The organism is Paractinoplanes deccanensis, assembly GCF_016862115.1.
Taxonomy (GTDB): Bacteria; Actinomycetota; Actinomycetes; order Mycobacteriales; family Micromonosporaceae; genus Actinoplanes; species Actinoplanes deccanensis.
This window is the reverse complement of record NZ_BOMI01000133.1, coordinates 1-26,693: the sequence shown is the minus strand read 5'-3', so window position 1 is coordinate 26,693 and position 26,693 is coordinate 1. Positions and strand designations below refer to the sequence as shown.

28 protein-coding genes are annotated in these 26,693 nt (G+C 70.7%); 14 read left to right on the top strand and 14 right to left on the bottom strand.

Annotation, left to right across the window (positions count from 1 at the left end; all coding sequences use genetic code 11):
* Positions 1-891: 891 nt before the first annotated feature.
* Complete coding sequence (locus tag Ade02nite_RS33100; protein ID WP_203772447.1) at positions 892-1,524, bottom strand: DinB family protein; 633 nt, start codon at positions 1,522-1,524, stop codon at positions 892-894.
* A gap of 11 nt (positions 1,525-1,535) precedes the next feature.
* Positions 1,536-2,780, bottom strand: coding sequence for an AI-2E family transporter (locus tag Ade02nite_RS33095; RefSeq protein WP_379036960.1), 1,245 nt, complete (start codon positions 2,778-2,780; stop codon positions 1,536-1,538).
* Positions 2,781-2,937: 157 nt separating this feature from the next.
* Between Ade02nite_RS33095 and Ade02nite_RS33090 the strand changes: the two genes are divergently transcribed.
* Positions 2,938-3,234, top strand: coding sequence for a GroES family chaperonin (locus Ade02nite_RS33090; RefSeq protein WP_097317651.1), 297 nt, complete (start codon positions 2,938-2,940; stop codon positions 3,232-3,234).
* A gap of 53 nt (positions 3,235-3,287) precedes the next feature.
* Here Ade02nite_RS33090 and Ade02nite_RS33085 read toward each other — a convergent pair whose 3' ends face one another.
* From Ade02nite_RS33085 to Ade02nite_RS33070, 5 genes are all read right to left on the bottom strand, one after another.
* The gene (locus tag Ade02nite_RS33085) at positions 3,288-3,620 is read right to left on the bottom strand and encodes a DUF1416 domain-containing protein (RefSeq protein ID WP_203772443.1); all 333 of its coding nucleotides are present in this window, start codon (positions 3,618-3,620) and stop codon (positions 3,288-3,290) included.
* A 2-nt stretch (positions 3,621-3,622) separates the two neighbouring features.
* Positions 3,623-4,471, bottom strand: a complete 849-nt coding sequence (locus Ade02nite_RS33080) for a sulfurtransferase (RefSeq protein ID WP_203772441.1) — start codon at positions 4,469-4,471, stop codon at positions 3,623-3,625.
* Positions 4,472-4,635: 164 nt separating this feature from the next.
* A complete protein-coding gene (locus Ade02nite_RS50800; RefSeq protein ID WP_360248245.1) occupies positions 4,636-4,713 on the bottom strand; it encodes an Ms5788A family Cys-rich leader peptide in 78 nt (25 codons plus the stop codon).
* A 70-nt stretch (positions 4,714-4,783) separates the two neighbouring features.
* On the bottom strand, positions 4,784-5,575 hold the full coding sequence (locus Ade02nite_RS33075; RefSeq protein WP_239169235.1) for an LmeA family phospholipid-binding protein: 792 nt from the start codon (positions 5,573-5,575) through the stop codon (positions 4,784-4,786).
* 63 nt (positions 5,576-5,638) lie between these two features.
* Positions 5,639-6,637 (bottom strand): hypothetical protein, encoded by a 999-nt coding sequence (locus tag Ade02nite_RS33070; protein ID WP_239169234.1) that lies wholly within the window; start codon positions 6,635-6,637, stop codon positions 5,639-5,641.
* Between the two features lie 218 nt (positions 6,638-6,855).
* Here Ade02nite_RS33070 and Ade02nite_RS33065 point away from each other — a divergent pair, with 218 nt between their 5' ends.
* The 6 genes from Ade02nite_RS33065 to pstB all read left to right on the top strand — a co-directional run bounded on the left by Ade02nite_RS33065 (position 6,856) and on the right by pstB (position 12,810).
* The gene (locus Ade02nite_RS33065) at positions 6,856-7,578 is read left to right on the top strand and encodes a winged helix-turn-helix transcriptional regulator (protein WP_203772437.1); all 723 of its coding nucleotides are present in this window, start codon (positions 6,856-6,858) and stop codon (positions 7,576-7,578) included.
* Between the two features lie 8 nt (positions 7,579-7,586).
* Positions 7,587-8,465, top strand: a complete 879-nt coding sequence (gene mshD, locus Ade02nite_RS33060; protein WP_203772435.1) for a mycothiol synthase — start codon at positions 7,587-7,589, stop codon at positions 8,463-8,465.
* A 269-nt stretch (positions 8,466-8,734) separates the two neighbouring features.
* Entirely contained in the window at positions 8,735-9,829 is a 1,095-nt protein-coding gene (pstS, locus tag Ade02nite_RS33055; RefSeq protein ID WP_203772433.1) for a phosphate ABC transporter substrate-binding protein PstS, read from the top strand.
* 39 nt (positions 9,830-9,868) lie between these two features.
* Positions 9,869-10,939, top strand: a complete 1,071-nt coding sequence (gene pstC, locus Ade02nite_RS33050) for a phosphate ABC transporter permease subunit PstC (RefSeq protein WP_203772431.1) — start codon at positions 9,869-9,871, stop codon at positions 10,937-10,939.
* A complete protein-coding gene (gene pstA / locus Ade02nite_RS33045; protein ID WP_203772428.1) occupies positions 10,936-12,021 on the top strand; it encodes a phosphate ABC transporter permease PstA in 1,086 nt (361 codons plus the stop codon). Before pstC ends, pstA begins: the two co-directional genes overlap by 4 nt.
* 12 nt (positions 12,022-12,033) lie before the next feature.
* Positions 12,034-12,810 (top strand): phosphate ABC transporter ATP-binding protein PstB, encoded by a 777-nt coding sequence (gene pstB, locus Ade02nite_RS33040; protein WP_203772426.1) that lies wholly within the window; start codon positions 12,034-12,036, stop codon positions 12,808-12,810.
* 28 nt (positions 12,811-12,838) lie between these two features.
* Here the strand turns inward: pstB and Ade02nite_RS33035 are convergent, their stop codons facing one another.
* Positions 12,839-13,633 carry an NUDIX hydrolase gene (locus Ade02nite_RS33035; protein WP_203772424.1) on the bottom strand — a complete coding sequence of 265 codons (795 nt, stop codon included), beginning with the start codon at positions 13,631-13,633 and terminating at the stop codon, positions 12,839-12,841.
* Positions 13,634-13,677: 44 nt separating this feature from the next.
* Here Ade02nite_RS33035 and Ade02nite_RS33030 point away from each other — a divergent pair, with 44 nt between their 5' ends.
* From Ade02nite_RS33030 to Ade02nite_RS33020, 3 genes are read left to right on the top strand one after another with little or no spacing between them, the layout of a single operon-like run.
* Positions 13,678-14,655 (top strand): Gfo/Idh/MocA family protein, encoded by a 978-nt coding sequence (locus Ade02nite_RS33030; RefSeq protein ID WP_203772423.1) that lies wholly within the window; start codon positions 13,678-13,680, stop codon positions 14,653-14,655.
* Between the two features lie 29 nt (positions 14,656-14,684).
* Complete coding sequence (locus Ade02nite_RS33025) at positions 14,685-15,725, top strand: LacI family DNA-binding transcriptional regulator (RefSeq protein WP_203772421.1); 1,041 nt, start codon at positions 14,685-14,687, stop codon at positions 15,723-15,725.
* Between the two features lie 32 nt (positions 15,726-15,757).
* The gene (locus tag Ade02nite_RS33020) at positions 15,758-17,362 is read left to right on the top strand and encodes a glycoside hydrolase family 13 protein (protein WP_203772419.1); all 1,605 of its coding nucleotides are present in this window, start codon (positions 15,758-15,760) and stop codon (positions 17,360-17,362) included.
* Between the two features lie 62 nt (positions 17,363-17,424).
* Here Ade02nite_RS33020 and Ade02nite_RS33015 read toward each other — a convergent pair whose 3' ends face one another.
* Positions 17,425-18,243: a hypothetical protein gene (locus Ade02nite_RS33015; protein ID WP_203772417.1), complete on the bottom strand. Its 819-nt coding sequence runs from the start codon at positions 18,241-18,243 to the stop codon at positions 17,425-17,427.
* 3 nt (positions 18,244-18,246) lie between these two features.
* Positions 18,247-18,885: a hypothetical protein gene (locus Ade02nite_RS33010; RefSeq protein WP_203772415.1), complete on the bottom strand. Its 639-nt coding sequence runs from the start codon at positions 18,883-18,885 to the stop codon at positions 18,247-18,249.
* A 391-nt stretch (positions 18,886-19,276) separates the two neighbouring features.
* Between Ade02nite_RS33010 and Ade02nite_RS33005 the strand changes: the two genes are divergently transcribed.
* A complete protein-coding gene (locus tag Ade02nite_RS33005; protein ID WP_203772413.1) occupies positions 19,277-19,738 on the top strand; it encodes a MarR family winged helix-turn-helix transcriptional regulator in 462 nt (153 codons plus the stop codon).
* On the opposite strand, the gene Ade02nite_RS33000 is transcribed toward Ade02nite_RS33005, so the two are convergent.
* From Ade02nite_RS33000 to Ade02nite_RS32985, 4 genes are all read right to left on the bottom strand, one after another.
* Complete coding sequence (locus Ade02nite_RS33000; protein WP_203772411.1) at positions 19,731-20,738, bottom strand: inorganic phosphate transporter; 1,008 nt, start codon at positions 20,736-20,738, stop codon at positions 19,731-19,733. The genes Ade02nite_RS33005 and Ade02nite_RS33000 overlap by 8 nt on opposite strands.
* A gap of 3 nt (positions 20,739-20,741) precedes the next feature.
* The gene (locus Ade02nite_RS32995) at positions 20,742-21,368 is read right to left on the bottom strand and encodes a DUF47 domain-containing protein (RefSeq protein ID WP_203772409.1); all 627 of its coding nucleotides are present in this window, start codon (positions 21,366-21,368) and stop codon (positions 20,742-20,744) included.
* A 91-nt stretch (positions 21,369-21,459) separates the two neighbouring features.
* On the bottom strand, positions 21,460-22,419 hold the full coding sequence (locus tag Ade02nite_RS32990) for a PI-PLC domain-containing protein (RefSeq protein WP_203772407.1): 960 nt from the start codon (positions 22,417-22,419) through the stop codon (positions 21,460-21,462).
* A gap of 108 nt (positions 22,420-22,527) precedes the next feature.
* Positions 22,528-23,034, bottom strand: a complete 507-nt coding sequence (locus tag Ade02nite_RS32985; protein ID WP_203772406.1) for a DUF402 domain-containing protein — start codon at positions 23,032-23,034, stop codon at positions 22,528-22,530.
* Positions 23,035-23,089: 55 nt separating this feature from the next.
* Here Ade02nite_RS32985 and Ade02nite_RS32980 point away from each other — a divergent pair, with 55 nt between their 5' ends.
* The 3 genes from Ade02nite_RS32980 to Ade02nite_RS32970 form a co-directional block, all read left to right on the top strand.
* Entirely contained in the window at positions 23,090-25,105 is a 2,016-nt protein-coding gene (locus Ade02nite_RS32980; RefSeq protein ID WP_203772404.1) for an ATP-dependent DNA helicase, read from the top strand.
* The gene (locus tag Ade02nite_RS32975) at positions 25,102-25,515 is read left to right on the top strand and encodes an NUDIX hydrolase (RefSeq protein ID WP_203772402.1); all 414 of its coding nucleotides are present in this window, start codon (positions 25,102-25,104) and stop codon (positions 25,513-25,515) included. The genes Ade02nite_RS32980 and Ade02nite_RS32975 overlap by 4 nt, the downstream gene beginning before the upstream one ends.
* A 299-nt stretch (positions 25,516-25,814) precedes the next feature.
* Positions 25,815-26,693 (top strand): hypothetical protein (locus tag Ade02nite_RS32970; RefSeq protein ID WP_203772400.1); only part of this gene is annotated, 879 nt, incomplete at its 3' end.

Below are 26,693 nucleotides of genomic sequence, written 5' to 3'. Positions count from 1 at the left end.
AGTCTCTGGCGCGCACCCTGGACCAGGGGCTCAGCCGCACGCCAGCGATCAGCCCTCCTACGGCCTTCCCGTATACGGCGCGCCCGCTTACGGTCCGCCCGCCGGCACCCAGCCGTCCTACGCCTCAGCCTCAGCCTCAGACCCAGCCCCGGCCTCAGACCCAGCCCCGGCCTCAGACCCAGCCCCGGCCTCAGACCCAGCCCCGGCCTCAGACCCAGCCCCGGCCTCAGACCCAGTCCCGGGCTCGCCGAGCCAGCCGGCGCAGACCCAGCCGCCGCAAAGCCAGCCCACGTCACCGACGCCGCCGGTTGCTTCCGCGCCGCCGAGCACGCCCTACAGCTATCCCAGTCCGCCTCCGTTCGCGCCGGTTCCTACCGAGCCATCTCCCGATTCGTCGGCCGACGAGCCGAACCCGCCCCGCCAGTAAGACAGCTCCGGGTCCGGACTCCTCGTCAGGCTATCCCCGCCCTGCCGTCCGCCCGGCCGTTGTCCACAGTCGCGAGTTATCCACAGCCAGCCCTGCAAGATCTCCCGATTTCCGGAACGATCGCCTCAGTGGTGGGGGTCCCCCTCTGGGAGGGCGGGCTGGCTGGTGGGGTGGTCTGCTGGTGGGCGAGCTGACTGGCTGGTGGGGCGAGCTGACTGATGGGCCGGCTGTGGCAGATTGCGGGCGGCCGCGGGCAGGCTCGGGCGAGGGCCCACGGAGCGAGCCGCGGCATAGTCCGTGCGAGACCCGCGGAGAGCTCTGAGCTCCGGGGCCGTCCGGAGCGCGCGGCCCGCCGATGATGCAGAGCTGCGGCCTCACCCGATCGAAGCGTGCAGAGGGTGTCGCTCTGCAGCCCGGGCGAGGCGCGCAGAGGGCCGTCGCATGTCGCCTCCTCAGCGTGAGGCTCAGTGCGTGCCGGCCTCCCGTGGGCTGCCGTCCCACTTCCATGATGTCTGGCGTTCGTGGCCCGGCAGTTCGCCTCTGCCCGTGGCCCACAGCAGCGTCTGCCACGGTTCTGTGTCGGCCGGGGCCCAGGGGAAGAGCCGCCGCAGCGCCGCCGCGCACAGGCCGGCCGGGGGCTGCCAGGGCAGGTTCAGGGCTTGGGCCATGTCGTGGGTGTGTGCCAGGACCTCGACCACGCCCATCGCGGCGAAGCCGGAGGCGTTCGAGGGGCCGTAGTTGTGGAAGGACAGCCGGGAGGGCGGGGCCGTCGCCACCACCGCGGCCAGCATCGCGCCGCAGGACTCGAGGACGTCCAGGAGGGCTGCCGGGCCTTCGGCCGGGTCGACGAAGACGGTCAGCAGGGGGCCGTCGGGGCGGCGTTGCTGCCAGCCGAAGCGGAGGTAGGTGCTGGTGGACGGGTTCGGCGGGGCGAGCTGGGACGCGTACGCGAAGAGGTCGTCGGCCATGTGCTCGGCCGTCTCCCAGCAGGTCCAGGTCAGGCCTTCGGCGGTGGTGGCGGTCCAGTCCTCGTGGGTGGCGGCGGTCAGGGTCTGTCGGGCGAGCGATACCGCCCGCGTCACGTCCTCAGGGGTCACCGGACGAGTATCTATGAGCTGGCGGTGACCACGACGGCGTCCGGCGGGACCTCGGGGCGGCGGCGGGACAGGCGGCGGATGCCGGTGTTCAGGACGGCGATCAGCGGTACGGCGATCAGCGCGCCGATGATGCCGGCCAGGACGACGCCGGAGGCGATGCCGATGATGACCGCCAGGGGGTGGATGGCGACCGCGCGGCCCATGATCAGCGGTTGGAGGAGGTGGCCTTCGACCTGCTGGACCAGGATCACCGCGCCGAGCACGATGAGTGCCACCACCCAGCCCTGGTCGACCAGGGCGACCAGCACGGCGACCGCGCCGGAGACGCTGGCGCCGACGATCGGGATGAACGCTCCGAGGAAGACCAGGGCGGCCAGCGGGAACGGGAACGGGATGTCCAGGATCACCAGGGCGATGCCGATGCCGAGCGCGTCGATGAAGGCCACCAGCACGGTGGCCCGCACGTAGGAGCCGAGGGTGGCCCACGAGGCGTCGCCGGCGTCGGCCAGGGACCAGCGGGCGTTCACCGGGAAGAGGCGCACGACGAACCGCCAGATCTTGCGGCCGTCGCGGAGGAAGAAGAACGTCGAGAAGAGGACCAGCAGCATGCCGGTCAGCACTTCGAAGACCGTGGCCGCGGTGGAGATGCCGGTCGAGGTCAGCTGGGCCGTGTGCGCGTTGATCCAGGTCTGCGCGTTGTCGATGGCCCGGTTGACCTGGTCGTCGGAGAGGTGCAGCGGGCCCGTCTTCAGCCATTCCTGGATCTGGCGGACGCCCTCGCTGGCGTTCTTCGTCAGCTCGGGCAGGCCGTTGACGAACTGGTTGATCACCAGGGTGAGGGTGCCGGCGACGGCGGCGAGGCCGCAGATCAGGACGAGGAACGTGGCGAGCGAGGCCGGCACGCCCACGCGGCGCAGCCAGGAGACGGCGGGGGAGAGCAGCGCCGAGAGCAGCAGCGAGACCGACAGCGGGATGACGACCACGCTGATGACGCCGATGAAGCGCAGCAGCGCCCAGCCGACCAGGCCGACCACGATGAGCCGCCAGCCCCAGGCGGCGGCGATGCGCAGCGAGTGTGGCACCTCGGCGTCGTCGCGGCTGTTGGTGGACGAGTGCACGTCCTCCGGCTCGGGCTCGGGCGGGGTGAACTCGACCTCGACGTCCTGCTCGGTGGCGTTGTCGCGGGCCCGCGCCTGGCGCACGGACTCGCGGCCTGAGTCATAGGCCTTCCGGACGTTGTCCCGGACACGCTGCAAGCGGCTCAACCGCCTACCCCCTTGCGATTGCTGTACGCAACCACCACCGTAGTAGTCCGACGCAGGTAGATCCCCGCAGCCACCACCGGCAAAACCAGGCGTACCGTCTGCAAGCGTGAGCACCGACACCCGTACCGAGAGCGGATTGCCCATCCGCATGCTGCACGATCGCGTTCTCGTCCGCCAGGACGGGGGCGAGGGCGAGCGCCGTTCCACCGCAGGCATCGTGATCCCGGCGACCGCGTCGATGGGGCGGCGGCTTTCCTGGGCCACCGCGGTCGGCGTGGGGCCGAACGTGCGCTCGATCGTCGTCGGTGACCGGGTCCTCTTCGACCCCGACGACCGTTCCGAGGTGGAACTGCACGGCAAGGGCTACGTGTTGCTGCGCGAGCGTGACGTGCACGCCGTGGCCGCCAGCCGGGTCGAGTCCGACGGCACCGGCCTCTACTTGTAGGGAAAGGAGGGCGGGCCCCCGGCGACAACCGGGGGCCCGCCCTACAACCAGGGTCAGGCCGGCTGGACGCTGATGCCGACCTCGTTGACGCCGACGGTGGCGTCGACGATGACTTCACCGTTGCCGCCGCGCGAAAGGGCGCGCAGCGTCCACGAGCCGGGCGCCGCGAAGAAGCGGAACGCCCCCTCGGGCGAGGTGACGACCTCGGCGGTGAACTCGCCGGAGCCGTCGAGCAGGCGCACGTAGGCGCCGGCGACGGGCTCACCCGCCGCGGTGCTCACGATGCCGGTGATCACGGTTTCGCGGGTCAGGTCGACACTGGCGGGCAGCGGGGCCGACTGATCCGGCGCGGCGCATCCGGCCGCGGTGTTGGACGGAGACGTCATGATCAGGCCTTCCCGGGCTCGTCGCCCAGCACGATCGGCACGCCGATGAGCGAGCCGTACTCGGTCCAGGAGCCGTCGTAGTTCTTCACGTTCTCGTGGCCGAGGAGCTCGCGCAGCACGAACCAGGTGTGCGAGGAGCGCTCGCCGATGCGGCAGTAGGCGATGGTGTCCTTGCTGCCGTCGAGGCCGGCCTCGCCGTAGATCTTGGCGAGCTCGTCGTCGGACTTGAAGGTGCCGTCCTCGTTGGCGGCCTTGCTCCACGGCACGTTGATCGCGGTCGGGATGTGGCCACCGCGCTGCGACTGCTCCTGCGGCAGGTGGGCCGGCGCGAGCAGGCGGCCGGCGAACTCGTCGGGGCTGCGCACGTCGACCAGGTTCTTCTGGCCGATGGCCTGCACGACCTCGTCGCGGAAGGCGCGGATCGACAGGTCGGGCGCCTGGGCGGTGTAGGTGGTCTTCTCGCGGACCGGCACGTCCTTGGTGTACGGACGGGCGTCGAGCTCCCACTTCTTGCGGCCGCCGTCGAGCAGCTTGACCTGGTCGTGGCCGTACAGCTTGAAGTACCAGTACGCGTACGCCGCGAACCAGTTGTTGTTGCCACCGTAGAGCACCACGACGTCGTCGTTGGAGACGCCGCGCTCGGACAGCAGCGCGGAGAACTGCTCCTGGTTGACGAAGTCGCGGCGGACCGGGTCCTGGAGGTCCTTCTTCCAGTCGAGCTTGATGGCGCCCGGGATGTGGCCGCCGTCGTAGGCGGTGGTGTCCTCGTCGACCTCGACGAAGACGACGCCCGGGGTGTCGAGGTTCTGCTCGGCCCAGTCGGCCGAGACGAGTGCGGTGTCGCGACTCATCGGTTCACTCCCTGTTCGGTGAGAGATGGGGGAGAGTCAGCGCACGGAGATCTCTAGTCGCACCGCGCGCGGGACCCAGGAAAGGAGAACGGATCTCGTGCTTCGTGCGACGGCGCCACTGCCGGCGAGAAAGAGCTAGAAGTTGCTCAGCACCAGGGGCTCCGTCAGAGGACGGAGCAACACAGGCAGGCGGCCACGCGGCACAGGTCGACCGCGCGCCTCTTGGTGAGCAAGGGGCTCATGAAATGTGACCCTACCAGCGGTTCACGTGCCGGTAACAGCCTCGACCACCATCCGGGAACATGTGCGGGATCACAGTCCGCCGGTGTTGAGCGGGACGTTGGTCGCCCCGGCGGTGAAGCGCAGGCCGTCCGGCTGAGGCTCGACCTTCTGCACCTTGAGGTTGAGCGGCAGCTCCGGGACGGTGAGGTCGACGGCGAGCTTCTGCACGTACGACGCGATGAGGTTCTTGACGATCGGCACGTCCGGCAGACCCGCGGCGGTCACGTCGGAGAAGCGGATCTGCACGACGTTGTCCTTGACGGCCACGGTGGCCGCGCCGGAGACGTCGAAGGTCTGGCCGAGCGCCTGCACCGGTGCGCTGCCGACCAGCTTGCCGTTCTGCTCGGCGAGCTTCAGGCCCGGCTGGTTGATCAGCTCGGCGACCTGGGCGTAGTCGATCGTGCCGGTGCCGGTGACCGCGCCGGCCACGATGTCGCCGTTGCCGCTGCGCAGGGTGTCGAGCGGCGCGTCGACGTCGGTCGCCCGGACGTCCAGGAGATCGGTCCGCAGGGTCCGGCCGTTGCCGGCGGGACCGGAGAAGTGCGGCAGCTGGATGTGGATCTCCTGATAGCGGCCGTCGAGCACCTGGGTCAGGAACGGCACGCCCTCGATCGTCACGTCGGGCTTCTCGCTGGTCGCCTGCTGGTCGGCGACCTGCTCGGCGACCCGGTCGCTGATCATCCGTTCGGCGTACGAGGCGGCGAACCGGTCGAGGCCCACCAGGACGGCGCCGAGCAGCACCAGGAAGACGATGAGCGTGATCAGCAGACGGCGCCCACGCCGCTTGCGGGGCCGCTGCTGCGTCCCGTACACCTCGCCCACCGGACCTCCCCTCGACGCGACGACGAAAAGGTACATGCCCCGAACCACCGAGGCGTGAAACGGCTACCCGACGTACCAGTGGGTCAGCGCGTACGCGACGGGGGCGATCAGGGCGAACGCGCCCAGCGGGCCCTGCATGTGCCGGGCCACCCAGAAGGTCGGCGCGTCGCCGGCCAGGCGGCGGCCGGCCTGGCCGAAGTTGACCGCCAGGTCGACCAGGTGGGCGGCGACCACGGCGATCAGGCCGATCACCGCGCCCTTGGCCGGCGTGAACGGCAGCACCAGGACGCTGCCCAGGGCGGCCGCGGCCAGGGTGCCGAGCATCGCGCCGGCCACCACGCCGGTCGCGCCGCGCGGCACCTGCGCGGCGATCCTCGGCTTCGGGAAGATCGCGTCGGTGGCGCGGGCGACGAGCAGGGCGACGCCCGCCGCGGCGACGCACATGACCAGGGTCTGGGTGCCGGACTCCTGCCGGGTGAGGACGATCGGGACCGCGTACGCCACCACGCCCGCGACGATCGCCAGGGTGGCCCGCCACGAGTCGCGTGCCCGCGCCCGGTCGCCGGCGCGGAACAGCTGGCCGACGAACGCCACCACGAACCCGCCGAGCAGCACCCACACGAGCGGCAGCAGCGACGGCTGCGCGCGGGTGACGGCCTGATAGTCGGCGACCAGCGCGACCACCCCGCTGACGCCCGCGGTGACGGCGGCGGCCGGCGGGCGCAGGGCCATGATCCAGGCGATCAGATAGAGCGCCTGCACGCCGAAGAGGACGATCGCGTACGGCAGGCGGGCGTCCGGCGCGGACGTCTGCGCGCCGAGGATCAGCCCGGCCGCGAGCAGCGCGGAGAACCCGGCGATGGCCAGCGAGAGCTGCCGGCGGACCGGGACGACCTCGATCTCCTCGAACTCGTCGTCGTCCTCCACGTCGTCGGAGTCGCGCTCGGGCTCGACCGGCTCGTCGTCGTAGGCGCCGACGGGCGGCCGCTTGCCGCCGGAGCGCGCGATCTCACGCGACGCGTCGGCGTCCCAGGGGTCGTCCTGCGGCATGGAGGGGAACACGGAAGCGATCGTGCCAGACCCGGCCCGCTCCGGTAAAAGGCCGGTTACGAACTGCTCGCCGAGTCGCCCCGAGAGCGTTCACTACGTCACTCACACAAACGATCGAGGTGTTCCGGGCGATGGATCGGTTAAGGTAAGGCCCAGCCCACCCGTCGGTGACGCCGGGAAAAGTAACGCCGATGAGTCACCCTGCGCGGCCTCGAGCCGCAAGGACGGAGGTGAGTGTGGAAATCCTTCTGTTGGTGACGGCACGTGCCGGTGAACCTTCCGCCGTGCTGCCCGCGCTGGATCTGCTTCCCCACTCCGTACGGACCGCCCCCCGCGACGTCCGCACCCTGGTGTCCGGGCCGAGCCCCGACGCCGTGCTGGTCGACGCCCGTTCCGAGCTCTCCGAGGCCCGCGCCACGTGCCGCATGCTGCACGCGACCGGCATCGGTGTGCCGCTCGTCGCGGTCGTCACCGAGGCCGGCCTGATCGCGCTCAACGCCGACTGGGGCGTCGACGACGTCATCCTGGCCAGCGCCGGGCCCGCCGAGGTCGAGGCCCGGCTCCGCCTGGGCGTCGGCCGCCTGAGCAACGCGACCGCCGGTTCCGGCGGGTCGATCCGGGCCGGCGAGCTCAACATCGACCCCGACACCTACGCGGCGAAGCTCAAGGGCCGCCCGCTCGACCTCACGTACAAGGAGTTCGAGCTGCTCAAGTTCCTCGCCCAGCACCCGGGCCGGGTCTTCACCCGCGACCAGCTGCTGCGTGAGGTCTGGGGCTACGACTACTTCGGCGGCACCCGCACGGTCGACGTCCACGTCCGCCGCCTGCGCGCCAAGCTCGGCTCGGAGTACGAGTCGATGATCGGCACCGTCCGCCAGGTGGGCTACAAGTTCGTGGTCCCGCCGTCGGGCCGCCAGCTCCCGGACAACGAGCCCGTCTCGCTGCCCGTCTGATCGACACCATGACGGAGATCCGGTCTACGGATCGGCTCACTGCCGAGGAGGCGGCCGGCGTTCTGGCGCTGGCCGCTGCCGCGGAGGGCGCCGACGGCGTCTATCCGCTGTCCGAAGATGTGGTTCTCCGCGTGCGCGGCGGGGGCGATCCCGTGGCGCAGCAGCACTTCCTGGCTGCCCAGGACAATGAGCTCGTCGGTTACGCGTTCGTCGAGGACGCGTCCGGCGAGCTTTTCGTTCATCCGGCGCACCGGCGCCGGGGCCACGGCACGGCGCTGCTCGCCGCGGCCGGTGGCGGCCCGCTGCGCTTCTGGGCGCACGGCGACGAGCCCGGTGCGCGTGCTTTCGCCGAGAAGAACGGCTTCGACCGGGTGCGCGTCCTGTGGCAGATGCGGCGCTCGCTGACCGAGCCGCTGCCCGACATTCCGCTGCCCGAGGGCGTCACCGTGCGCGGCTTCCGCCCCGGCTTCGATGAGCAGGCCTGGCTGGCGGTCAACGCCCGGGCCTTCGCCCACCACCCCGAGCAGGGTCGCTGGACCCGTGGCGACCTGATGCTGCGCGAGGCTGAGCCGTGGTTCGATCCGGCCGGCTTCCTGCTGGCCGTCGACATCGAGGACACGCTGCTCGGCTTCCACTGGACCAAGGTCCACCCGGCCTCCGGCGACGATCCGGCGATCGGTGAGATCTACGTGCTCGGCGTCGACCCGAGCGGGCACCGGCGCGGCCTGGGCGCCGCGCTGAGCGTCGCCGGCCTGCGGCACCTGGCCGCCCAGGGACTGACGGTCGCCAATCTCTACGTCGACGAGTCGAACCCCGCGGCGGTCGCCCTCTACCGCCGGCTGGGCTTCGAGATCTTCAAGACGGACGTGAGCTACCAGCGTCCCTGACGCCTCGTCCGCACGAGCCGCAGGAGTCACGAACAGGACACCGTCACATCTCGTGGCGATAACTGTCGCCGGTAAATATCCGACATTTCCGTCCCACGTCACTCAGTTCACGCAACGGACAACTCGCCCTCAGGGGAAGGCCATATTTCGGCGTGGACGTGTTCACTCCCAGTTCACCAATGGCCAGGTAACCGGCTACCTCCCCTGCTTAGCTTTCCTGGTGTGCCGGTGCGACGCGCCGGTTTGCACACCACCCCGAAGGGAAAACTGTGAAGCTCCAGCGGTCCGGTTACATCGCCGGCATTGCTTTGACTGCGACGCTCGCGCTCACCGGGTGCGGCTCGGACAACGACCCGGCGACCTCCGCCGGTGACACCTCGGCCGCCGCGGCCAACTGTGCGGCGGGCAGCCTGACGGCCCAGGGCTCGACGGCTCAGAAGAACGCCATGGACGAGTGGATCAAGGCGTACCAGGCCCAGTGCAGCGGTGCGCAGATCAACTACCAGGGCACCGGCTCCGGCGCGGGCATCGAGGCGTTCATCGGCGGCACCGCCGACTTCGCGGGTTCCGACTCGGCCCTCAAGGAGGACGAGCAGCCCAAGGCGAACGCCAAGTGCGCCGGCGGCGAGGCCCTCAACCTCCCGATGGTGATCGGCCCCATCGCGGTCGTCTACAACGTGGACGGCGTCGACGACCTCCAGCTCGACGCGCCGACCCTGGCCAAGATCTACTCGGGCAAGATCACCAAGTGGAACGACGCCGCCATCGCCGCGCAGAACACCGGCGCGAAGCTGCCGGACACCGCGATCCAGGCGGTGCACCGTTCGGGTGAGTCCGGCACGACCGACAACTTCACCAAGTACCTGAGCAAGTCGGCCGAGGCCGACTGGACCTACAGCAACGCCAAGGCCTGGAAGGCGCCGGGTGGCGTCGCCGCCACCGGCTCGGACGGTGTCGCCGCCAAGGTGAAGAGCACCGCCGGCACCATCGCCTACGTCGAGCTCTCGTTCGCCGAGAACAGCGACCTCAAGATGGCGAAGATCAAGAACGGCGCCGGCGAGTACACCGCGCTGACCGGCGAGAGCGCCGGCAAGACCATCGCGGGTGCCAAGATCACCGGTACCGGCAACAACCTGTCGATGAGCATCGACTACAACACCACCGAGGCCGGTGCCTACCCGATCGTGCTCGTGACCTACGAGATCGCGTGCAGCAAGGGCAGCCCGAAGGCCAAGGAGATCCAGGGCTTCCTGAAGTACACCTCGAGCACCGGTGGCCAGCAGGCCCTCGCCGACCTGGGCTACGCCCCGCTGCCGGAGACCATCCGCAGCAAGGTCGAGACCGCCGTCGCGTCGATCAGCTGATCTAGTTCGCCAATCCCTCCGAGACGACTGCGAGCGAGCATGGGTGACTACCCCTCCCGCTCGGAGAACGCCACCGCCGGCGACCTGGGTGTGACGGCAAGCCGCACCCGGGCCGCCGGCTCCGGCGTATCCCCGAGCAGCTACGACGAACCCCCGATCGGCGGGGGTGGCGCCCTGCCCAAGAAGGCGCGCTTCTCGATGGAGAGCGGCTTCCGAGGGCTCTCCGTGAGTGCGGGCGCGATGGTGCTGGTCATCATCGTGGCCATCGCGATCTTCCTGATCTCGAAGGCCGCGCCGGCGATCGGCAAGGACACCGAGAACTTCCTGACCTACAAGCAGTGGTTCCCCAATGAGGCCGACCCCAAGTTCGGCATCGCCGCGCTGGCCTTCGGCACGCTGCTCACCTCGGTCATCGCCCTGATCGTCGCAGTGCCGATCTCGCTGGGCATCGCCCTGTTCCTGTCGCACTACGCGCCCAAGCGGCTGGCCACGCCGCTCGGCTTCATCATCGACCTGCTGGCCGCCGTGCCCAGTGTCGTCTTCGGCCTCTGGGGACGCGACGTCTTCCAGCAGCCGGTCGCCGACTTCTCCGAGTGGCTCAACAAATACTTCAGCTGGATCCCCATCTTCGGGGGCGACGGGCCGTACGGTCAGTCGATCATGCTGGGTGGCCTGGTCCTCGCGATCATGGTGCTGCCCATCGTCACCTCGCTCTCGCGTGAGGTCTTCCAGCAGACCCCGGGCATGAACGAGGAGGCGGCCCTCGCCCTCGGCGCCACCAAGTGGGAGATGGTCCGCACCGCCGTCCTGCCGTACGGCAAGCCCGGCGTGATCGCCTCGGTGATGCTCGGCCTCGGCCGCGCGCTCGGCGAGACGATCGCCCTGGCGCTCACCCTCGGCCTGGTCTTCAACATCTCGTTCAACCTCATCGAGGTGGGCGGCAACTCGGTCGCCGCCAACATCGCCACCACCTTCGGCGAGGCCAACGAGACCGGCCGCGGCGCCCTCATCGCCTCCGGCCTGGTGCTGTTCGCCATCACCCTGGTCGTCAACATGGGCGCCCGGGCGATCATCTACCGTCGGCGCGAGTTCCGGGACAGTGCGGCATGAGCCTTTTGGAGCGTGAGGTGTCCGGCGTCGCCATGACGCCGGACAACATTCGGACCAGGCGCCTTCCGCTGGTCGCCAACCTGGGCACCGCGGTCGCCGCGATCGTGGTGGCCGCCGCCGTCGTGCTCGGCCTCGACCTGGGCAACTGGGTGCTCGTCGCCGTGCTGGCCGTGGTGTTCTACCTGATCGGCATCAGCATCGTGGCGGGCCGCGTCGAGGGCCGCCGGGCCGCGCGCGACCGCATGTGGAAGTCGCTGATCTACTCCGCCTGCGTGCTCGCGATCCTGCCGCTCGCCTCGGTGGTGTGGACGCTGGTCTCGAAGGGCGCGTCCCGTCTCGACGGCGACTTCTTCGGCACGTCGATGAACAACATCGGCGCCCGCGACCCGAACGGCGGCGCCTACCACGCGATCATCGGCACCCTGGAGCAGGTCGGCATCGCCACCCTGCTCGCCGTGCCGCTGGGCGTGCTCGGCGCGATCTACCTGGTCGAGTACGGCAAGGGCAGGTTCGCGCTGACGGTCCGCTTCTTCGTGGACGTCATGACCGGTATCCCGTCGATCGTGGCCGGCCTGTTCGTGCTGTCGTTCTGGGTGCTCATCGTCAGCCCCTGGTTCAACGACGGCCAGCCGCGCTTCTCCGGCTTCGCCGCCTCGCTGGCGCTGACCGTGCTGATGCTGCCGACGATCGTGCGCTCCACCGAGGAGATGCTGCGCCTGGTGCCCGGCCCACTGCGGGAGGGCTCGTACGCGCTCGGCGTCCCGCAGTGGAAGACGATCGTGCGGATCGTGCTGCCGACGGCGCTGCCGGGCATCGTCACCGGCATCATGCTGGCCGTCGCTCGCGCGGCGGGCGAGACCGCGCCGGTGCTGCTCGTCGCCGGTGGCGCCGCGGCGATCAACTTCGACCCGTTCGCCGGCAACCAGTCGTCGCTGGCGCTCTTCGTCTACCAGCAGGCGGGTGACGCGTCCCGGTACGCGCCGGCCCGCGCCTGGACGGCCGCGCTGACCCTGGTCGCGCTCGTGTTGATCCTGACGGTTGCCGCCAAGCTGCTCGCCCGACGCAATCGACTGTCCCGATAAGAGGTAATCCCCATGGCCAAGCGCATCGAGGCGAGCAACGTCAGCTCGTACTACGGCAACTTCAAGGCGATCGACAGCATCTCGATGACCGTCGAGCCCAAGACGATCACCGCCCTCATCGGGCCGTCGGGCTGCGGCAAGTCGACGTTCCTGCGGTCGATCAACCGCATGCACGAGGTGCTGCCCGGCGCCCGCATCGAGGGCCGGCTCACCATCGACGACCAGAACATCTACGACCCGGACGTGGACGTCACCGCGGTCCGCCGGCTGATCGGCATGGTCTTCCAGCGGCCCAACCCGTTCCCGACGATGTCGATCTACGAGAACGTGGTCGCCGGCCTCAAGCTCAACGGCGTCAAGAAGAAGTCCGTGCTGGACGACGCCGCCGAGCAGTCGCTCAAGGCGGCGAACCTGTGGAACGAGGTCAAGGACCGGCTCAACCGGCCCGGCGCCGGCCTTTCCGGCGGCCAGCAGCAGCGCCTCTGCATCGCCCGCACCATCGCGGTCGAGCCGCAGGTCGTGCTGATGGACGAGCCCTGCTCGGCGCTCGACCCGATCTCGACGCTGGCGATCGAGGACCTGATGTTCAAGCTGAAGGACCGCTTCACGATCATCATCGTCACGCACAACATGCAGCAGGCCGCCCGGGTCAGCGACAAGACCGGCTTCTTCTCGATCGACAAGACCGGCGACCCCGGCCGCCTCATCGAGTACGACGACACGCAGAAGATCTTCAGCAACCCGTCGGAGAAGAAGACCGAGGACTACATCACCGGCCGCTTCGGCTAGGCCGCTCGCGCGTCCAGGCGCCCTGCTGCTACGGAATGTGCAGCAGGGCGCCGCCGTCTTCGGTGAGCTCCACGCGAGGCCGCACGGGGTGCGCGGCGTCGCGGCGACTCGCGGCCGCGATCACCTCTTCGATCTGGCCGTACGCGCGAAGCGAGTCCACCGTCGAGCGCGTCGGCGGGAGCATCGCCAGGTCGCCCGTCTCGGCCGGGCCGACCCACGTCGTGCCGTCGCTCTCGCCCGAGACGTCCCGGGCGGTCTGCCCCTCGGGCAGCAGCGAGACGAAGAACCAGGTGTCGAACCGCTTCGGCTCGAACTCCGGCGTGATCCAGCGCGCCCACGGGAAGAGCAGGTCGTCGCGCAGCCGCAGGCCCCGCTTGCGCAGCAGCGCGGTGAGGGTCAGCTCGCGCGCGGCCACGGCGGCGCGGTCGGCCTCCCAGTCGGTGGTGGTGACGTCGGCGATCGTCCGGTCGGGCTGCTCCACCGGGCCGGCCAGCAGGACGCCGGCCTCCTCGAAGAGCTCGCGGGCCGCCGCGCCGACGACCGCGCGGGCGCGCTCGCCGGGCACGCCGAGCAGCGCGGGCCAGTCGTCGCGGATGGTCTCGGGCCGGTCCAACGGATCCACCCCGCCGCCGGGGAACGCGTAGAGGCCGCCGAACGCCATCGTCGTCGCGCGCTTCAACGCGTACAGCTGGAAGGAATCGTCTGTCGGCCGCAGGAGGACGACCGTGGCCGCGTCGCGCGCCGGCGCCGGAGTGCCGCGGAACTCGCGCGCCCGGCGCACCATCGCGGGCGGAAGACTGAACGGTGTCGAGTCGGTCACCATTCGATCCAACCACCGAAGCACGCCGGGGCGATACCGTAGCGATCATGACCGAACAGAAGGTTCGCTGGGGCGTTCTCGGCCCCGGCGGGATCGCCGCCACGTTCGCCGCCGACCTGCCGCTGGTGCCCGGCGCCGAGCTCGCCGCCGTCGGGTCGCGCTCGGCCGAGTCGGCGACCGCGTTCGCCGAGCGGTTCGGGTTCGCCCGCGCGCACGGCTCGTACGCCGACCTCGCCGCCGACCCGGAGGTCGACGTCGTCTACATCGCGACGCCGCACGCCTTCCACGCGGAGGCGGCGCACCTGTGCATCGAGGCGGGCAAGCACGTCCTGGTGGAGAAGCCGATCACCCTGGACCTGCCCGCCGCGGCGCAGCTGATCGCGGCCGCGCGCGAGAAGGGCGTCTTCCTCATGGAGGCCATGTGGATGCGGTTGAACCCCGCCATCCGCCGGGTCGCCGAGCTGGTCGAGGAGGGCGCCATCGGCTGGGTCAGCGCGATCCACGCCGACTTCGGCCTCCAGGGCCCGTTCGCCGCCGAGCACCGGCTGCGCGACCCGAAGCTCGGCGGCGGCGCGCTGCTCGACCTCGGCGTCTATCCGATCAACCTGGTCCACCTGATCCTCGGCACGCCGGCCTCGGTGCAGGCGTGGGCGCACCTGACCCCCGAGCGGGTGGACGAGAACACCGGCGTGCTGATGGGCTTCGAGCCGGGCGCGGTAGCGGCCATCACGTGCAGCATCAACGGCGAGAGCCGCAACAACGCGACGATCACGGGTACGGACGGGCGGATCGAGCTGCCGTCCGGCTTCTTCGTGCCGCGCTCGTTCGTGCTGCACCGGGCGGGCAAGGCGCCCGAGACGATCGAGTTCCCGTTCGAGGGCAACGGCTACCAGTTCGAGGCCGCCGAGGTGCAGCGCGCCGTCCTCGCCGGCGAGCTGGAGAGCCCGCTCATGCCGCACGCCACCACGCTCGAGATCATGACCCTGCTCGACACGATCCGCGAGGAGATCGGCGTCGTCTACTAGGCTTTTCAGCGGACGACTACTGTGGTCGGATGCCGTCGAAAAGGGTCGGCGGCAAGCCGACGTCGAGCGATGTGGCCAAGGCCGCGGGTGTCTCCCGGTCCGCCGTCTCGTTCGCCTTCAACAACCCCCACCGCATCTCGTCGGCGACCCGCGAGCGCATTCTCTCGGTGGCCGGCGAGCTCGGCTACACGCCGAGCCCGCTGGCCAAGATGCTCCAGTCCGGCGCCACCCACTCGATCGGCGTGCTGTTGCCGCAGAAGCTCGCCCAGGTGCTGGAGAACCCGTACTACGCGCGGTTCCTGATGGGCGTCGGGCAGGTCTGCGACCAGGAGGGCTACACGCTGCTGCTGAGCCCGCCGCTGCAGGACTCGGTGCTCAGGGCGATCCCGGTCGCGGCGGCCGACGGCTTCATCGTCTGCGGCCTGCAGACCGAGGGCGCCGAGGTGGCCGAGCTGGAGCGCCGCGGCGTCCCGTTCGTGCTGATCGACAGCGACCACTACGAGAACGCGCCGAGCGTCGAGGTGGACGACCGGGGCGGCGCCCGTGAGGTGACCCGCTACCTGCTGGAGCTGGGCCATCGCCGGCTCGCCGTGCTCTCCATCGACCCGGGCCCGGTGACCGGTGGACGCCGCGGGCCGCTCGGGCGGCGCCTGGCCGGGATCGCCGACGCCCTCGCCACGGCCGGGCTGGGCATGGACGACGTGGCGCTGGCCGAGGTGCCGGTGTCGCGCACCGAGGGATATCGCGCCGCCCGCGAGCTGATGGCCCGCGAACCCCGGCCGACGGCGATCCTGGCGCTGTCGGACGTGCTCGCGTACGGCGCTGTGGACGCCCTGCACGAGCTGGGGCTGGACGTGCCCGGGGCGGTGTCGGTGACGGGGTTCGACGACCTCGCCGAGTCGGCGTGGTTCCGGCCGCGGCTGACCACCGTACGGCAGGCGATCGTGACCAAGGGCCGCACCGCGGCCGACTTCCTGATCTCGGCGATCCGGGGCGAGGACCAGCACCCGCGCCAGGTGCTCGGTACCACGCTGATCGTCCGCGATTCAACGGCTAAACCGGTGATGTAACACGAGTTAGTAATCCTGCTACCGTCGCGATCATGAGTGATTCATGGTGGCGGTCTGCTGTCATCTACCAGGTCTACCCGCGCAGCTTCGCGGACGCGAACGGCGACGGCGTGGGTGACCTGCCCGGCATCCGCAGCCGGCTGCCCTACCTGCGCGACCTCGGCGTCGACGCGGTCTGGCTCTCGCCGTTCTACCTCTCCCCGCAGGCCGACGCCGGATACGACGTCGCCGACTACCGGGTCGTCGACCCCCTCTTCGGGACGGTCGACGACGCCCGCGGCCTGGTCACCGACGCCCACGAGCTCGGCCTCCGGGTAATCGTCGACCTGGTGCCCAACCACTCGTCCGACCAGCACGAATGGTTCAAGCAGGCCCTGCGCGAAGGTCCCGGCTCGCCGCTGCGGGAGCGCTACCACTTCCGGGACGGCCGCGGCGACCTCCCGCCGAACGACTGGCCCTCGATCTTCGGCGGCCCGGCGTGGACCCGGGTGCCGGACGGGCAGTGGTACCTGCACCTGTTCGCGCCCGAGCAGCCCGACTTCAACTGGGACCACCCGGCGGTCGCCGACGAGTTCCGCACCATCCTGCGGTTCTGGCTCGACCTCGGCGTCGACGGCTTCCGCATCGACGTGGCGCACGGGCTCGTCAAGGAGGCCGGCCTGCCCGACCTGGGCCACCAGACCGAATGGCACCTGCTCGACGTCGGCGAGAGCCCCTGCTTCGACCGCGACGGCGTGCACGAGATCTACCGCAGCTGGCGCCGCATCCTCGACGAGTATCCCGGCGAGCGCATCGCGGTGGCCGAGGCGTGGGCGCCCACCCTCGACCGGGTCGCCGACTACGTGCGCCCCGACGAGCTGCACCAGGCGTTCAACTTCAGCTACCTGGCCACCCCGTGGGAGCCCGCGGCCCAGCGCGCCATGATCGACGCGTCGCTGGCGGCGATGAGCCGGGTCGGCGCGCCCACCACGTGGACCCTGTCGAACCACGACGTCGTACGCCACACCAACCGCCTCATGCAGGACCTGTCGGGCGACGTCGCGGGCCGCCGGTCCACCGAGGTCGACCCGGTCGCCGGCCTGCGCCGAGCCCGCGCCGCGTCGCTTCTGCTGCTGGCCCTGCCCGGTTCGGCGTACCTCTATCAGGGTGAGGAACTGGGCCTGCCCGAGGTGGTCGACCTGCCGCCCGAGGTGCGCCAGGACCCGGCGTTCCACCGGGCCACCGGTCAGGACGGCTACCGCGACGGCTGCCGGGTGCCGCTGCCCTGGTCGGGCAGCACGGCTCCGTACGGCTTCGGCCCCGACGGCGCACCCTGCTGGCTGCCCCAGCCCGACTCGTGGGCGGCGCTGAGCGTCGAGGCCCAGGACGGCGACCCCGGCTCCACCCTGACCATGTACCGCGACGCCCTGGCCCTGCGCCGCAAACTCCTCACCGGCGACACCCTGACCTGGCGGGACGCCCCCGCCGGCATGCTGATCCTCGACCGCGGCCCGGGCTTCCGCTGCACGGTCAACATGGGGGCCGCACCGGTCCGCCTCACCCCACCCGGCGAGCTCCTGCTGGCAAGCGGCGAGATCGGCGGCACCCCGGACGAGATCGAACTCCCCCCGGACACCACCGTGTGGTGGCAGATCTGACACGCGGAACGACGAGCGGGGCGGGCCACCATCATGGCCCGCCCCGTCCGCGACACGGACCGCTATCCGGAGCCGGCAATCGCCGCTCGTGTAGTTCGGTCGTGCCACGTCTCCCCATCGATGATCCGTTCTTCTCCCGTGCTACCGAGCCGTCCGAGGGCGGCGTCGATCTGCTCCCGCAGGGTCTCGAGCGCGTCGACGAGCCGGTCGTGCTCCGGAAGGTCGTCGGAGATCTCAGCCATCGCGTGCACCAACTGCGCCGAGCGCAGCACACTGATTCGCGCCTTGAGCGTCGCCTCGATCGGAGACTGTGCCTCCCGCCTCGCACGCAGCTCGGCTTTGGCGTCCTTTTCCTGGCGAGCCAATTCTTCGTGCACGAGCCGGGCTCCGTATCTGACCTTCCGGTCGGCCCTGGATCGGTCGAGCTCGCGCTCGACCAATCTGTAGACCTCGGGATCGGCCAGGAAGTCCCGAACCTTCGCGGCGCGCTCCTCGGCCGAGAGACGCTGATCGGCTTTGGAGTCGAAAGCGCGTCTTCCGGCAGCAACGGCAGCCTCGCGTGACGTCAGACCGTCGCGCAGGAGCTCGGGCCGTTCCCGGAGATCCCGGTGCACGGTCCAGGAGGCCTTGACGCGGCGCTCCGGGGGAACCTTGACGGCCACCTCGCGGAGAAGCCGGAATCGTGCGGGTTCGGCATCGACCGCCTCGGCAAGGCGGTCGATCCAGGACTCCGGGACGCGAGAGAGCAGGTCACCCAGCGCGAATTTGGGATCCTCGGGCCCGCGCGCCGCCCATTCACTGCGCCGCAGGGGCGCCCGGTTCTGCAGCCGAGCAGCCTCGTTCCTCCATCCCGCCCATTCGGCGGGGTATCCGGTGTCCATCGGTCAGACCGTCCCGAGCTCGCCGTCGGCGCTGTCGGCATGGGAGATCGAGCTCACCGCCTGCCGCACCACCACCCCGACCTGGCTGGCGACCGCCGCCTCCAACTCCGGGCGGCGAGCGATGACGAGGCCCAGTTGCGCCTCCAGCCTGCGGGCGGCGGCCAGGAAGTGCCGTGCGGCAGGGCCCGTGTAGTAGTCCAGGATGAGGTCTCTGTTCCGGGTGAGGAACCGTCCGGTCTCGGTCGACGGTTCCCGTTTCCCGGTCTCCTCGATCAATTTGGTACGGGCCACTGGGGCCTCGCACAGGACGTATCCCAGCTCGGCCACGCGGACCTGGGCGAAGCCGGTGATCCCTACGTTCAGCCAACCCCACAACTTCTTCTTGAGCTGGTCCTGAGCGGCGCTCTCCTCGATCGTCCGAGGCAACTGCCGTACGCCGGGAGCCTGGGGCAGCATCTCGGCGTAAAGCTCGAACTTCGTCACCGCGCCACGTGCCAGATCCCGGCGGCCCCGAACGACGTGCCGCTCGGTCATCGCGGCCAGAATCGCGGCCTTGAGCTGGGCCTCGTCCGAATAGAGGCCACCGTCGTGCTCGCGAGCGTAGCCCGCGTCGATCAGCGCCTGTGCCTTGATCTTCTCCACCAGATGGTTGTCGATCAGGAACGGCTCGTCCGGTGGCACTGCGCTGTCCTGGGACTCGTCTGTCAGATCTGCGGTCGACATGGTTCCGCCCTTCCGGCTCAGCTCAGTCCACCGCTTCGCGGTGCTGGCGTGAGCAACGTCAATGAGGGTTCGTCCGGGAGCCCTGTGCGGTCAAAACTCGAGACGATGCGCTGGTCGCCGGGGCGACGGGCAAACGGTCGACACAACAGCAGGTCAGCGCCGAAGAAACCGGCAGAGCCCGCGCACTGGCCGAAGATGGATGTCCCTCGATCGAGGGACAGGGTTCCGGCACGCACGCACTGTCGCATGCCGGTTAGCCGGCTAACGAGTTGCCGAGCGCTGAAGATCGTTAGCCGACTATCATCCGAATGTGAAGGCTGCTGAGGTTATGCGCGTCAACACGGCGCTCAACAGGATGAGCCAGCTCTATCGGGTGGCCAAGGCGCGCCGGCTCGGTGAGCTCGGGCTGCATCCCGGGCAGGACGTGCTGCTCTGGACGCTGGCGCAGGAGCCGGACGGGATCACCGTGACCGAGCTGGCCGCGCGGCTCGGGGTGGAGCCGCCGACCGCCACGCGCAGCCTGTCGCGGCTCGCCGGTGGTGGGTGGTTCCGGCGGGAGCCGGTGCCGGGCGATCGGCGGCAGGTGCGGATCGTGATCACCGAGGCGGGGCTGAAGCTCGTGCCGCGCATCGAGGACGCGTGGAACGACCTTGCCGACCAGATCATCGGCTCGGCCACCGTGGCGGAGCGGGCCATCGTGCTGAGCGCGCTGGAGCGGGCCAACGACCGGCTGCGGGCCGACCTCGGCGACCAGGCCGGTGACGTCAGCTGAACAGCGGGCGTACCACCAGGTAGATGAGGCAGGCGATCAGGCCGGCGGCGGGGAACGTGGTCACCCAGGCGATGACGATGTTGCCGGCGACGTTCCAGCGGACCGCGTTGAGCCGCTTGGTGGCGCCGACGCCCATGATCGCCGAGGTGATCGTGTGGGTGGTCGAGATCGGGGCGTGCAGCACGTACGCGTTGAAGAAGAGCACCGAGCTGGCGACCGTCTCGGCGGCGAAGCCCTCGGCGGGGCCCAGGTCGATGATCTTCCGGCCGAGGGTGCGGATGATGCGCCAGCCGCCGGAGTAGGTGCCCAGGGCCAGCATCGTCGCGGTGGTGATGTAGACCCACCACGGGATGTGGGTGGGGCTGTCCTGGAAGCCGCCCGTGTAGAGGGCCAGCACCACGATGCCCATGGTCTTCGCCGCGTCCTGGATGCCGTGTCCGACCGACATGCCCGCCGCCGACAGGGTCTGCGCGATGCGGAAGCCGCGGTTGAGCTTGCCGGGGTTGCCGCGCCGGAAGGTCCACATGATGACGACCATCACGAGGAAGCCGAGCAGGAAGCCGACCACCGGCGACGCGACCATCGGGATCAGCACCTTGTCGACGATGTTGCCCCACTGGACGATGCCGTCGCTGGCGATGAGGGTCGCGCCGACCAGGCCGCCGAAGAGCGCGTGTGACGAGCTGGAGGGCAGGCCGAACCACCAGGTGATCAGGTTCCAGGTGACGGCGCCGACCACGCCGGCGAAGACCACCCCCAGGCTGGGTACGCCGAGAGGCAGCTTGACCAGCCCGTCGCCGACCGTCTTGGCGACCTCGCCGCCGAGGTGCGCGCCGATGAAGTTGCCGATGGCGGCCATGGCCAGGGCGACCCGCGGGGTGAGCGCCCGCGTGCTGATGCTGGTGGCGATGGCGTTGGCGGCGTCGTGGAAGCCGTTGGTGTAGTCGAACGCCATCGCGGCGATGATGACCGCGAGGACGGCGATGAATTCGGGCGACAAGGCCTAGGACTCCTTGACCGCGATCGTCTCGACGGTGTTCGCCACGTGCTCGAACGCGTCGCAGGCGGCCTCGAGCTCGTCGGCGACCTCCTTCATCTTCAGGACGGTCAGCGCGTCGTACTCGCCGGAGAACAGGCGCACCAGCAGCATGCGGTAGGCGCGGTCGCCCTCGTTCTCCAGACGGTTGATCTCGATCCAGTACTCGTCGAGGCCCTTCATCGCCCGCAGCTTCGGCATCGCCTCGGCGGTGATCTTCGCCTGCTGGTCGAGCACGTTGACCAGCTCGTGCATCTCGCGCGGCAGCGACGGCAGCTCGGTGAGCCCGTACAGGTAGAGGAGGTTGCCCACGGCCTCCAGGTGGTCCATCACGTCGTCGAGCTGGGAGCCGAGCGAGTAGATGTCCTCGCGGTCGAACGGCGTGATGAACGTGGAGTTGATCTTTTTGTAGAGCTCGTGGGTGATCTGGTCGCTGTCGTGCTCGACGTCGGTGAGCCGGTCGCTGACCGACTGCACGTCCACCCCGGGCAGGGCGAGCTCGTTGAGCAGCTCCGTGCCCTTCACGAGGTTGTGCGCCGCCTTAGTGAAGAGCTCGTAGAAAGCACCCTCGACGGGACGGAATGAGAACTTCACAGGACGACCTCGATCGGCGAGCGGGGAAAGATCTCCAGGAATGCTAAGGCCTCGTCTGGTTTACCTTTCGTTCGCCTGTTAAACGGCGTTGCTAGACCGTCTCGCGGCGCCGGTCCGGACGCGGCGCCGTCGGCCGTGGGGAGGTGCGCCGGACGGTACGCGCCGGCAGTGGCTCGCGGGCCACCCACTGGCTGACCGGGTGCCGGCGTAGATGCCGGGCGAGCCCGCGCTGGTCGGTGTCGGCGATGACGTCCACCCCGGCGGCGCCCAGCTCCGTCCAGATGGCGCGCCGTGCCTGGCGGTCGGCCTCGGCCAGGCCGGAGATGCGCACCGTACGGCCGTCCTCGTGGGCCGAGCGCACCATGGCGTGCAGCAGGTGCCGCTCCTCGGCGGAGATCGGCTCGCGGCCGTCCCAGCCGAACCGGCGGGACCACGGCTCGCTGATCATCGGGACCAGGCCGGGCGGCGCCGCGTGCGAGCCGATGTCGTCGAACGTGCCCTCCGCGAACGCGTACCGCACCTCCTCGGCCGCGAGCAGCTCGCGCACGTCGACGATGCCGGCGATCGAGACGGTCACCGCGCCGGGCGTGAGCCGATCGTGGTCGCAGTGGCTGAGCAGCGCGGCGTGGTCCCGCAATTGCTGATCGAGCATCCGGTACGCCCGCAGCAGCGTCTCGGCGTCCCGGTTGGCGCCGGTGAACTCGACGACGAGCCGGTAGGGCACCTGCTGCTCGGGAGCGAGCCGGCCACCCCGCGACCGGATGCGGTCGAAGAGCGGGGAGAGCACCAGCCGGCGCAGCGTACGGCCGGGCTGTGGCGCTCCCGGGCCGAGGTACAGCTCCCCGTGCGGGCCGGGGGTGACCGGCACCGTCAGGCCACCCAGCCCGCGCCGCAGCGCGCCGGGCAGCGGGTCGAGGTCGTCCGGGCGCGCGATCGCGTGGCCGGTGGCCCGGTAGGGGCCGGGCCGGCGAGCCAGCAACGCGGCCGAGGCCACTCCGGCCACGGCCGCGACTCCGGCGATGCCACTCCCGATCGTCACGGCGTCGTTCACAGCGCACCATCCAGATTCGTCCCAAATGTGCGTTTTACACTCTGTCACATTCGGGATTCGGTGCCGGGAACCTTCGGGCAGATTTCCCCCATGCCGTCCGGGGACGTGCTAGTCGGCGACCCTTTGCAGGTATTTGTGGTAGTGGCCGGCGAAGGGCTCGCTGCCGTCGCCCAGCGCCACGAGCAGCCGGCTCGCCGCCGCGCGCGCTTCGCGTACCAGATCGTCGGGGTATCCGAAGCGGGAACGGTGCTCGTCGAACTCGTCCTCGTCGCGCAGCTCGACCACGCCGGTCGAGCGCCGGCGCACCACGTCCAGATCGAGATCGATGATGTGGACGGTGTCACCCTCCCACCGCGCCGGCGTGGTGATGTCGCAGTAGACCTCGCTGGTCCGCGGCGGCGGGTTGAACATGCCCGTCCACCAGGCGTGATGGGGGATGAGCAGGACGAACGGGATCTGCTCGACGCTCGGGCGGCCGTGGTAGACCGACGCCGTGCCCCGGGTGACACCCACCCAGACGCCGAGGTCGTCCTCGTCGAACCGGCGGGCCGGATAGTCCCGGTGGGCCGAACCGTCGTACTTCGTGTAGACGACCCGGACCGTCTCGTTCGGCATGCGAGAACCCTAACGGTGGTCGGCTTCTGTCGGTGGTGGCGGGTACCGTCTGCGCGTGCCCGCAGCGACGAAGAAGAAGGCGACCGCCGAACAACTACTGGCAGCCGCCGTCGGGGCTGTCCCCGGCGGGGCGGCCCGCCCCGGCCAGCAGGCCATGGTGGCGGCCATCGACAAGGCCATACGCGACCGGGAGCACCTGCTCGTGCAGGCCGGCACCGGCACCGGCAAGAGCCTGGCCTACCTGACCCCTTCGCTTCTCGTGGACGGGCCCGTGGTGGTCTCCACCGCCACCCTCGCCCTGCAAAATCAGCTCGTCGAGCACGACCTGCCCCGGCTGGCCGCCGCGGTCGAGCCGGTCCTCGGGCGCAGGCCGACCTTCGCCGTGCTCAAGGGCCGCCACCACTACCTCTGCGTCGCCAAGATGGAACACGCCGACGAACAGGAGCCCACCGACACGCTCTTCGACGACGCGCCGCAGCGGGCCACCCAGTGGCTCGGCGAGGCCGGCCGGCTCGGCAAGCAGATCCAGCGGCTCCAGGCCTGGGCCGAGAAGACCACCACCGGCGACCGCGACGAGCTCGACCCCGGCGTCGACGACACCGCCTGGCGCCAGGTCTCCATGCCGGCCCGCGACTGCGTCGGCGCCGCCCGCTGTCCCTACGGCGCCGAGTGCTTCGCCGAGGCCTCCCGCGCCCGGGCCCGCGAGGCCGACATCGTGGTCACCAACCACAGCCTGCTCGCCGTCGACATGCTCGCCGACCGCCACATCGTCCCGCCGCACAAGCTGCTCGTCATCGACGAGGCGCACGAGCTGGCCGACCGGGTCTCCGCCGCCTCCCAGGCCGAGCTGACCCCCGACGCGGTCGAGCGCTCCGCCCGCCGCGCCCGCACCCTGATCCCGCCGGCGGTCGCCGAGTCGCTGGCCGAGGCCGCCGACGCGCTCACCGTGGCACTGGCCGACGTGCCGGCGGGCCGGATCACCAACGGGCTGCCCCAGCCGCTCCAGCAGGCGCTCACGCTGCTCGAGTCGGCCACCCGCGCGGCGCTCTCCGCGATCGGCGAGGTCAAGTCCGACGATTCCGACCCGGTCCGCAAGCAGCAGGCCAAGGCCGCCCTCGACGACCTGAGCGACACCGCCCAGCGCCTGCTCGAGGAGGACCCCTTCGACGTCGCCTGGGTCGAGAAGTCCGACATGGGCAGCGGTCGACGCGCGCTCGTGGTCGCGCCGCTCTCGGTGGCCGGCACGCTTTCCCAGAGCCTGTACGAGGACCGCACCGTCGTCGCCACGTCGGCCACCCTGACGCTCGGCGGCCGCTTCGACACCGTGGCGCGCTCGCTGGGCCTGCCCGTCTCCGCGTCGCCGGCCGGCCAGTCCGCCGAGGCCCCGGCCGCCTCGGGCGACGGCTGGACCTCGCTCGACGTCGGCTCGCCCTTCGACTATCCCAAGCAGGGCATCCTGTACGTCGCGGCGCACCTGCCCCGGCCGCAGATGTCCGGCCTGCCCGACGCGGCGGGCGAGGAGCTCGTCAAGCTCGTCGCGGCGCTCGGCGGCCGCACCCTGGGCCTCTTCTCGTCGCGCAAGGCGGCCACCCAGGCGGCCGAGCTGCTGCGCTCCCGCACCGACCTGCCGATCCTGCTCCAGGGCGAGGAGTCGCTGCCGGTGCTGGTCCGCAAGTTCCGCGAGCAAAAGGAGAGCTGCCTGTTCGGCGTGATGTCGCTGTGGCAGGGCGTCGACGTGCCGGGCGACTCCTGCCAGCTCGTGGTGATCGACCGGCTGCCGTTCCCGCGCCCCGACGAGCCGCTGGCCGCCGCCCGCTCCGCCGCCGTCGACGCCAACGGCGGCTCGGGCTTCGCCTCGGTCAGCGTGCCGATCGCGGCGATCCGGCTGGCGCAGGGCGTCGGCCGGCTCATCCGCGCCACCGGCGACAAGGGCGTGGTGGCGGTCCTCGACTCCCGCCTCGAGACGGCCCGCGGCTACAGCGCCTTCCTGCGCAAGTCGCTCCCCCCGTTCTGGTACACGACCCGCACCGACGTGGCCGTGGGCGCCCTGCAGAGGCTGGCCCAGCAATGATCCACATCGCCTGCACCTTCGTCGTCGACCGGGCCGGCGCGCTGCTGCTCCAGCTCCGCGACGACAAGGCGCCCTACTACCCGAACGTCTGGGGCCTGCCCGGCGGCTCCGTCGAGGAGGGCGAGACCCCGGCCGAGGCGTCGGTGCGCGAGCTGTGGGAGGAGGCCTCGATCAGCCCATCCGCGCCGGTGCGGCTCTTCGCCCGCCAGGAGCTGCCGTCCGAGGGCAGGGTGAAGAACTACTTCTACGCCCCCACCGCCGCGACCCAGTCCGACGTGGTCCTCGGCGAGGGCGCCGCGATGCTCTTCATCCCGGCCGCCGAGGTCCCCGGCCGCCCCTTCACCCCCGGCACGGCCGAGATGGTCGCGCGCTTCCTGTCCTCGGCCGCATACGCATCCCTCCGCCCATGACCACCCCGCACCCCGGCGAGACGCCTCCCGGCCGCCGCCCCTCACCCACGCCACCGCCGGCGGCGCCGTCCGACGAGCACCCGCCCACGCCGTCGGTGGGGGCGTCGTTTGACGAGCATCCGCCCACGCCGTCGGTGGGGGCGTCGTTTGACGAGCATTCGCCTGCGCCGTCGGTGGGGGCGTCGTTTGACGAGCATCCGCCCACGCCGCCGGTGGAGGCTTCGTCGTCTGACGAGCACCCGCCTACGCCGTCGGTGGGGGCGCCGCCCGATCAACATCCGCCTGCGCCTGCAGTAGGGGTGCCGCTCGATCAGTACCCGCCCACGCTGCCGGCGGAGGCGCACCACCACTTCGCATATCCGGCCTCCCCTTCGGCGCCCGCGGGGGCGTCGAGGCGGCGATGGTGGCTCGTCGGCGTGGTGGCGGCGTGGATCCTCGTGGTTGCGGTGCTCGCGGTCTGGTCGGTGGGTCACGAGCGCGAGACCGTGCCCGAGCAGCGCGACATCGCCAAGGCGGTCCGCGATCTCCAGCGGGTGGCGGGGGCGCTGGCCGCGGCTGCCGACGCGCCGGGGCGGGCTGTGGTCCTCGGCGAGCTGGAGCTTCGGGACGGCTGCCGGCTGACCCCGGTCCGTGAAGGTGTGGCCGGCGCCCGCGAGGTGACCGTCTATGTGCGCCAGGGTGAGATGAGGACCGCCATGGAGCAGATCAGGGACGCGCTGCCGAGTGGCTACCAGACCGAGCTGGGCCAGGGCCGCGGTGGCACGCGCCTGTCGTTCCACTCCGACGCCGGTGACTTCATCGCCGTGGACGGCGCGACCGAGTCGTCCTCCCAGGTGTTGTCGCTGAGCCTGACGACCGGCTGCCGGCCTCGTGTGGACGGGCTCGACCGCTCCGATCCCGTCGCCGCGCCCGCTCCGGGGCTCTTCCAGCAGGCGGTCAAGGCGCTGGGTCAGGGTGATACTCCGGAGTCCTTTACCGCTCTTTGTCCTGATAAATCGGGCAGAGGGTCGGAATCGGGTCCAGGTTCGAGCGCGGGATCGGGCGTGGGGCCGGGCGCGGGGTCGAGTGCGGGGCCGGGCGCGGGGTCGAGTGCGGGTCCGGGCGCCGGCTCGAGTGGGGGACCGGACGCGGGGTCGAGCGTGGGGCCGGGCGCGGGGTCGAGCGTGGGGCCGGGCGCG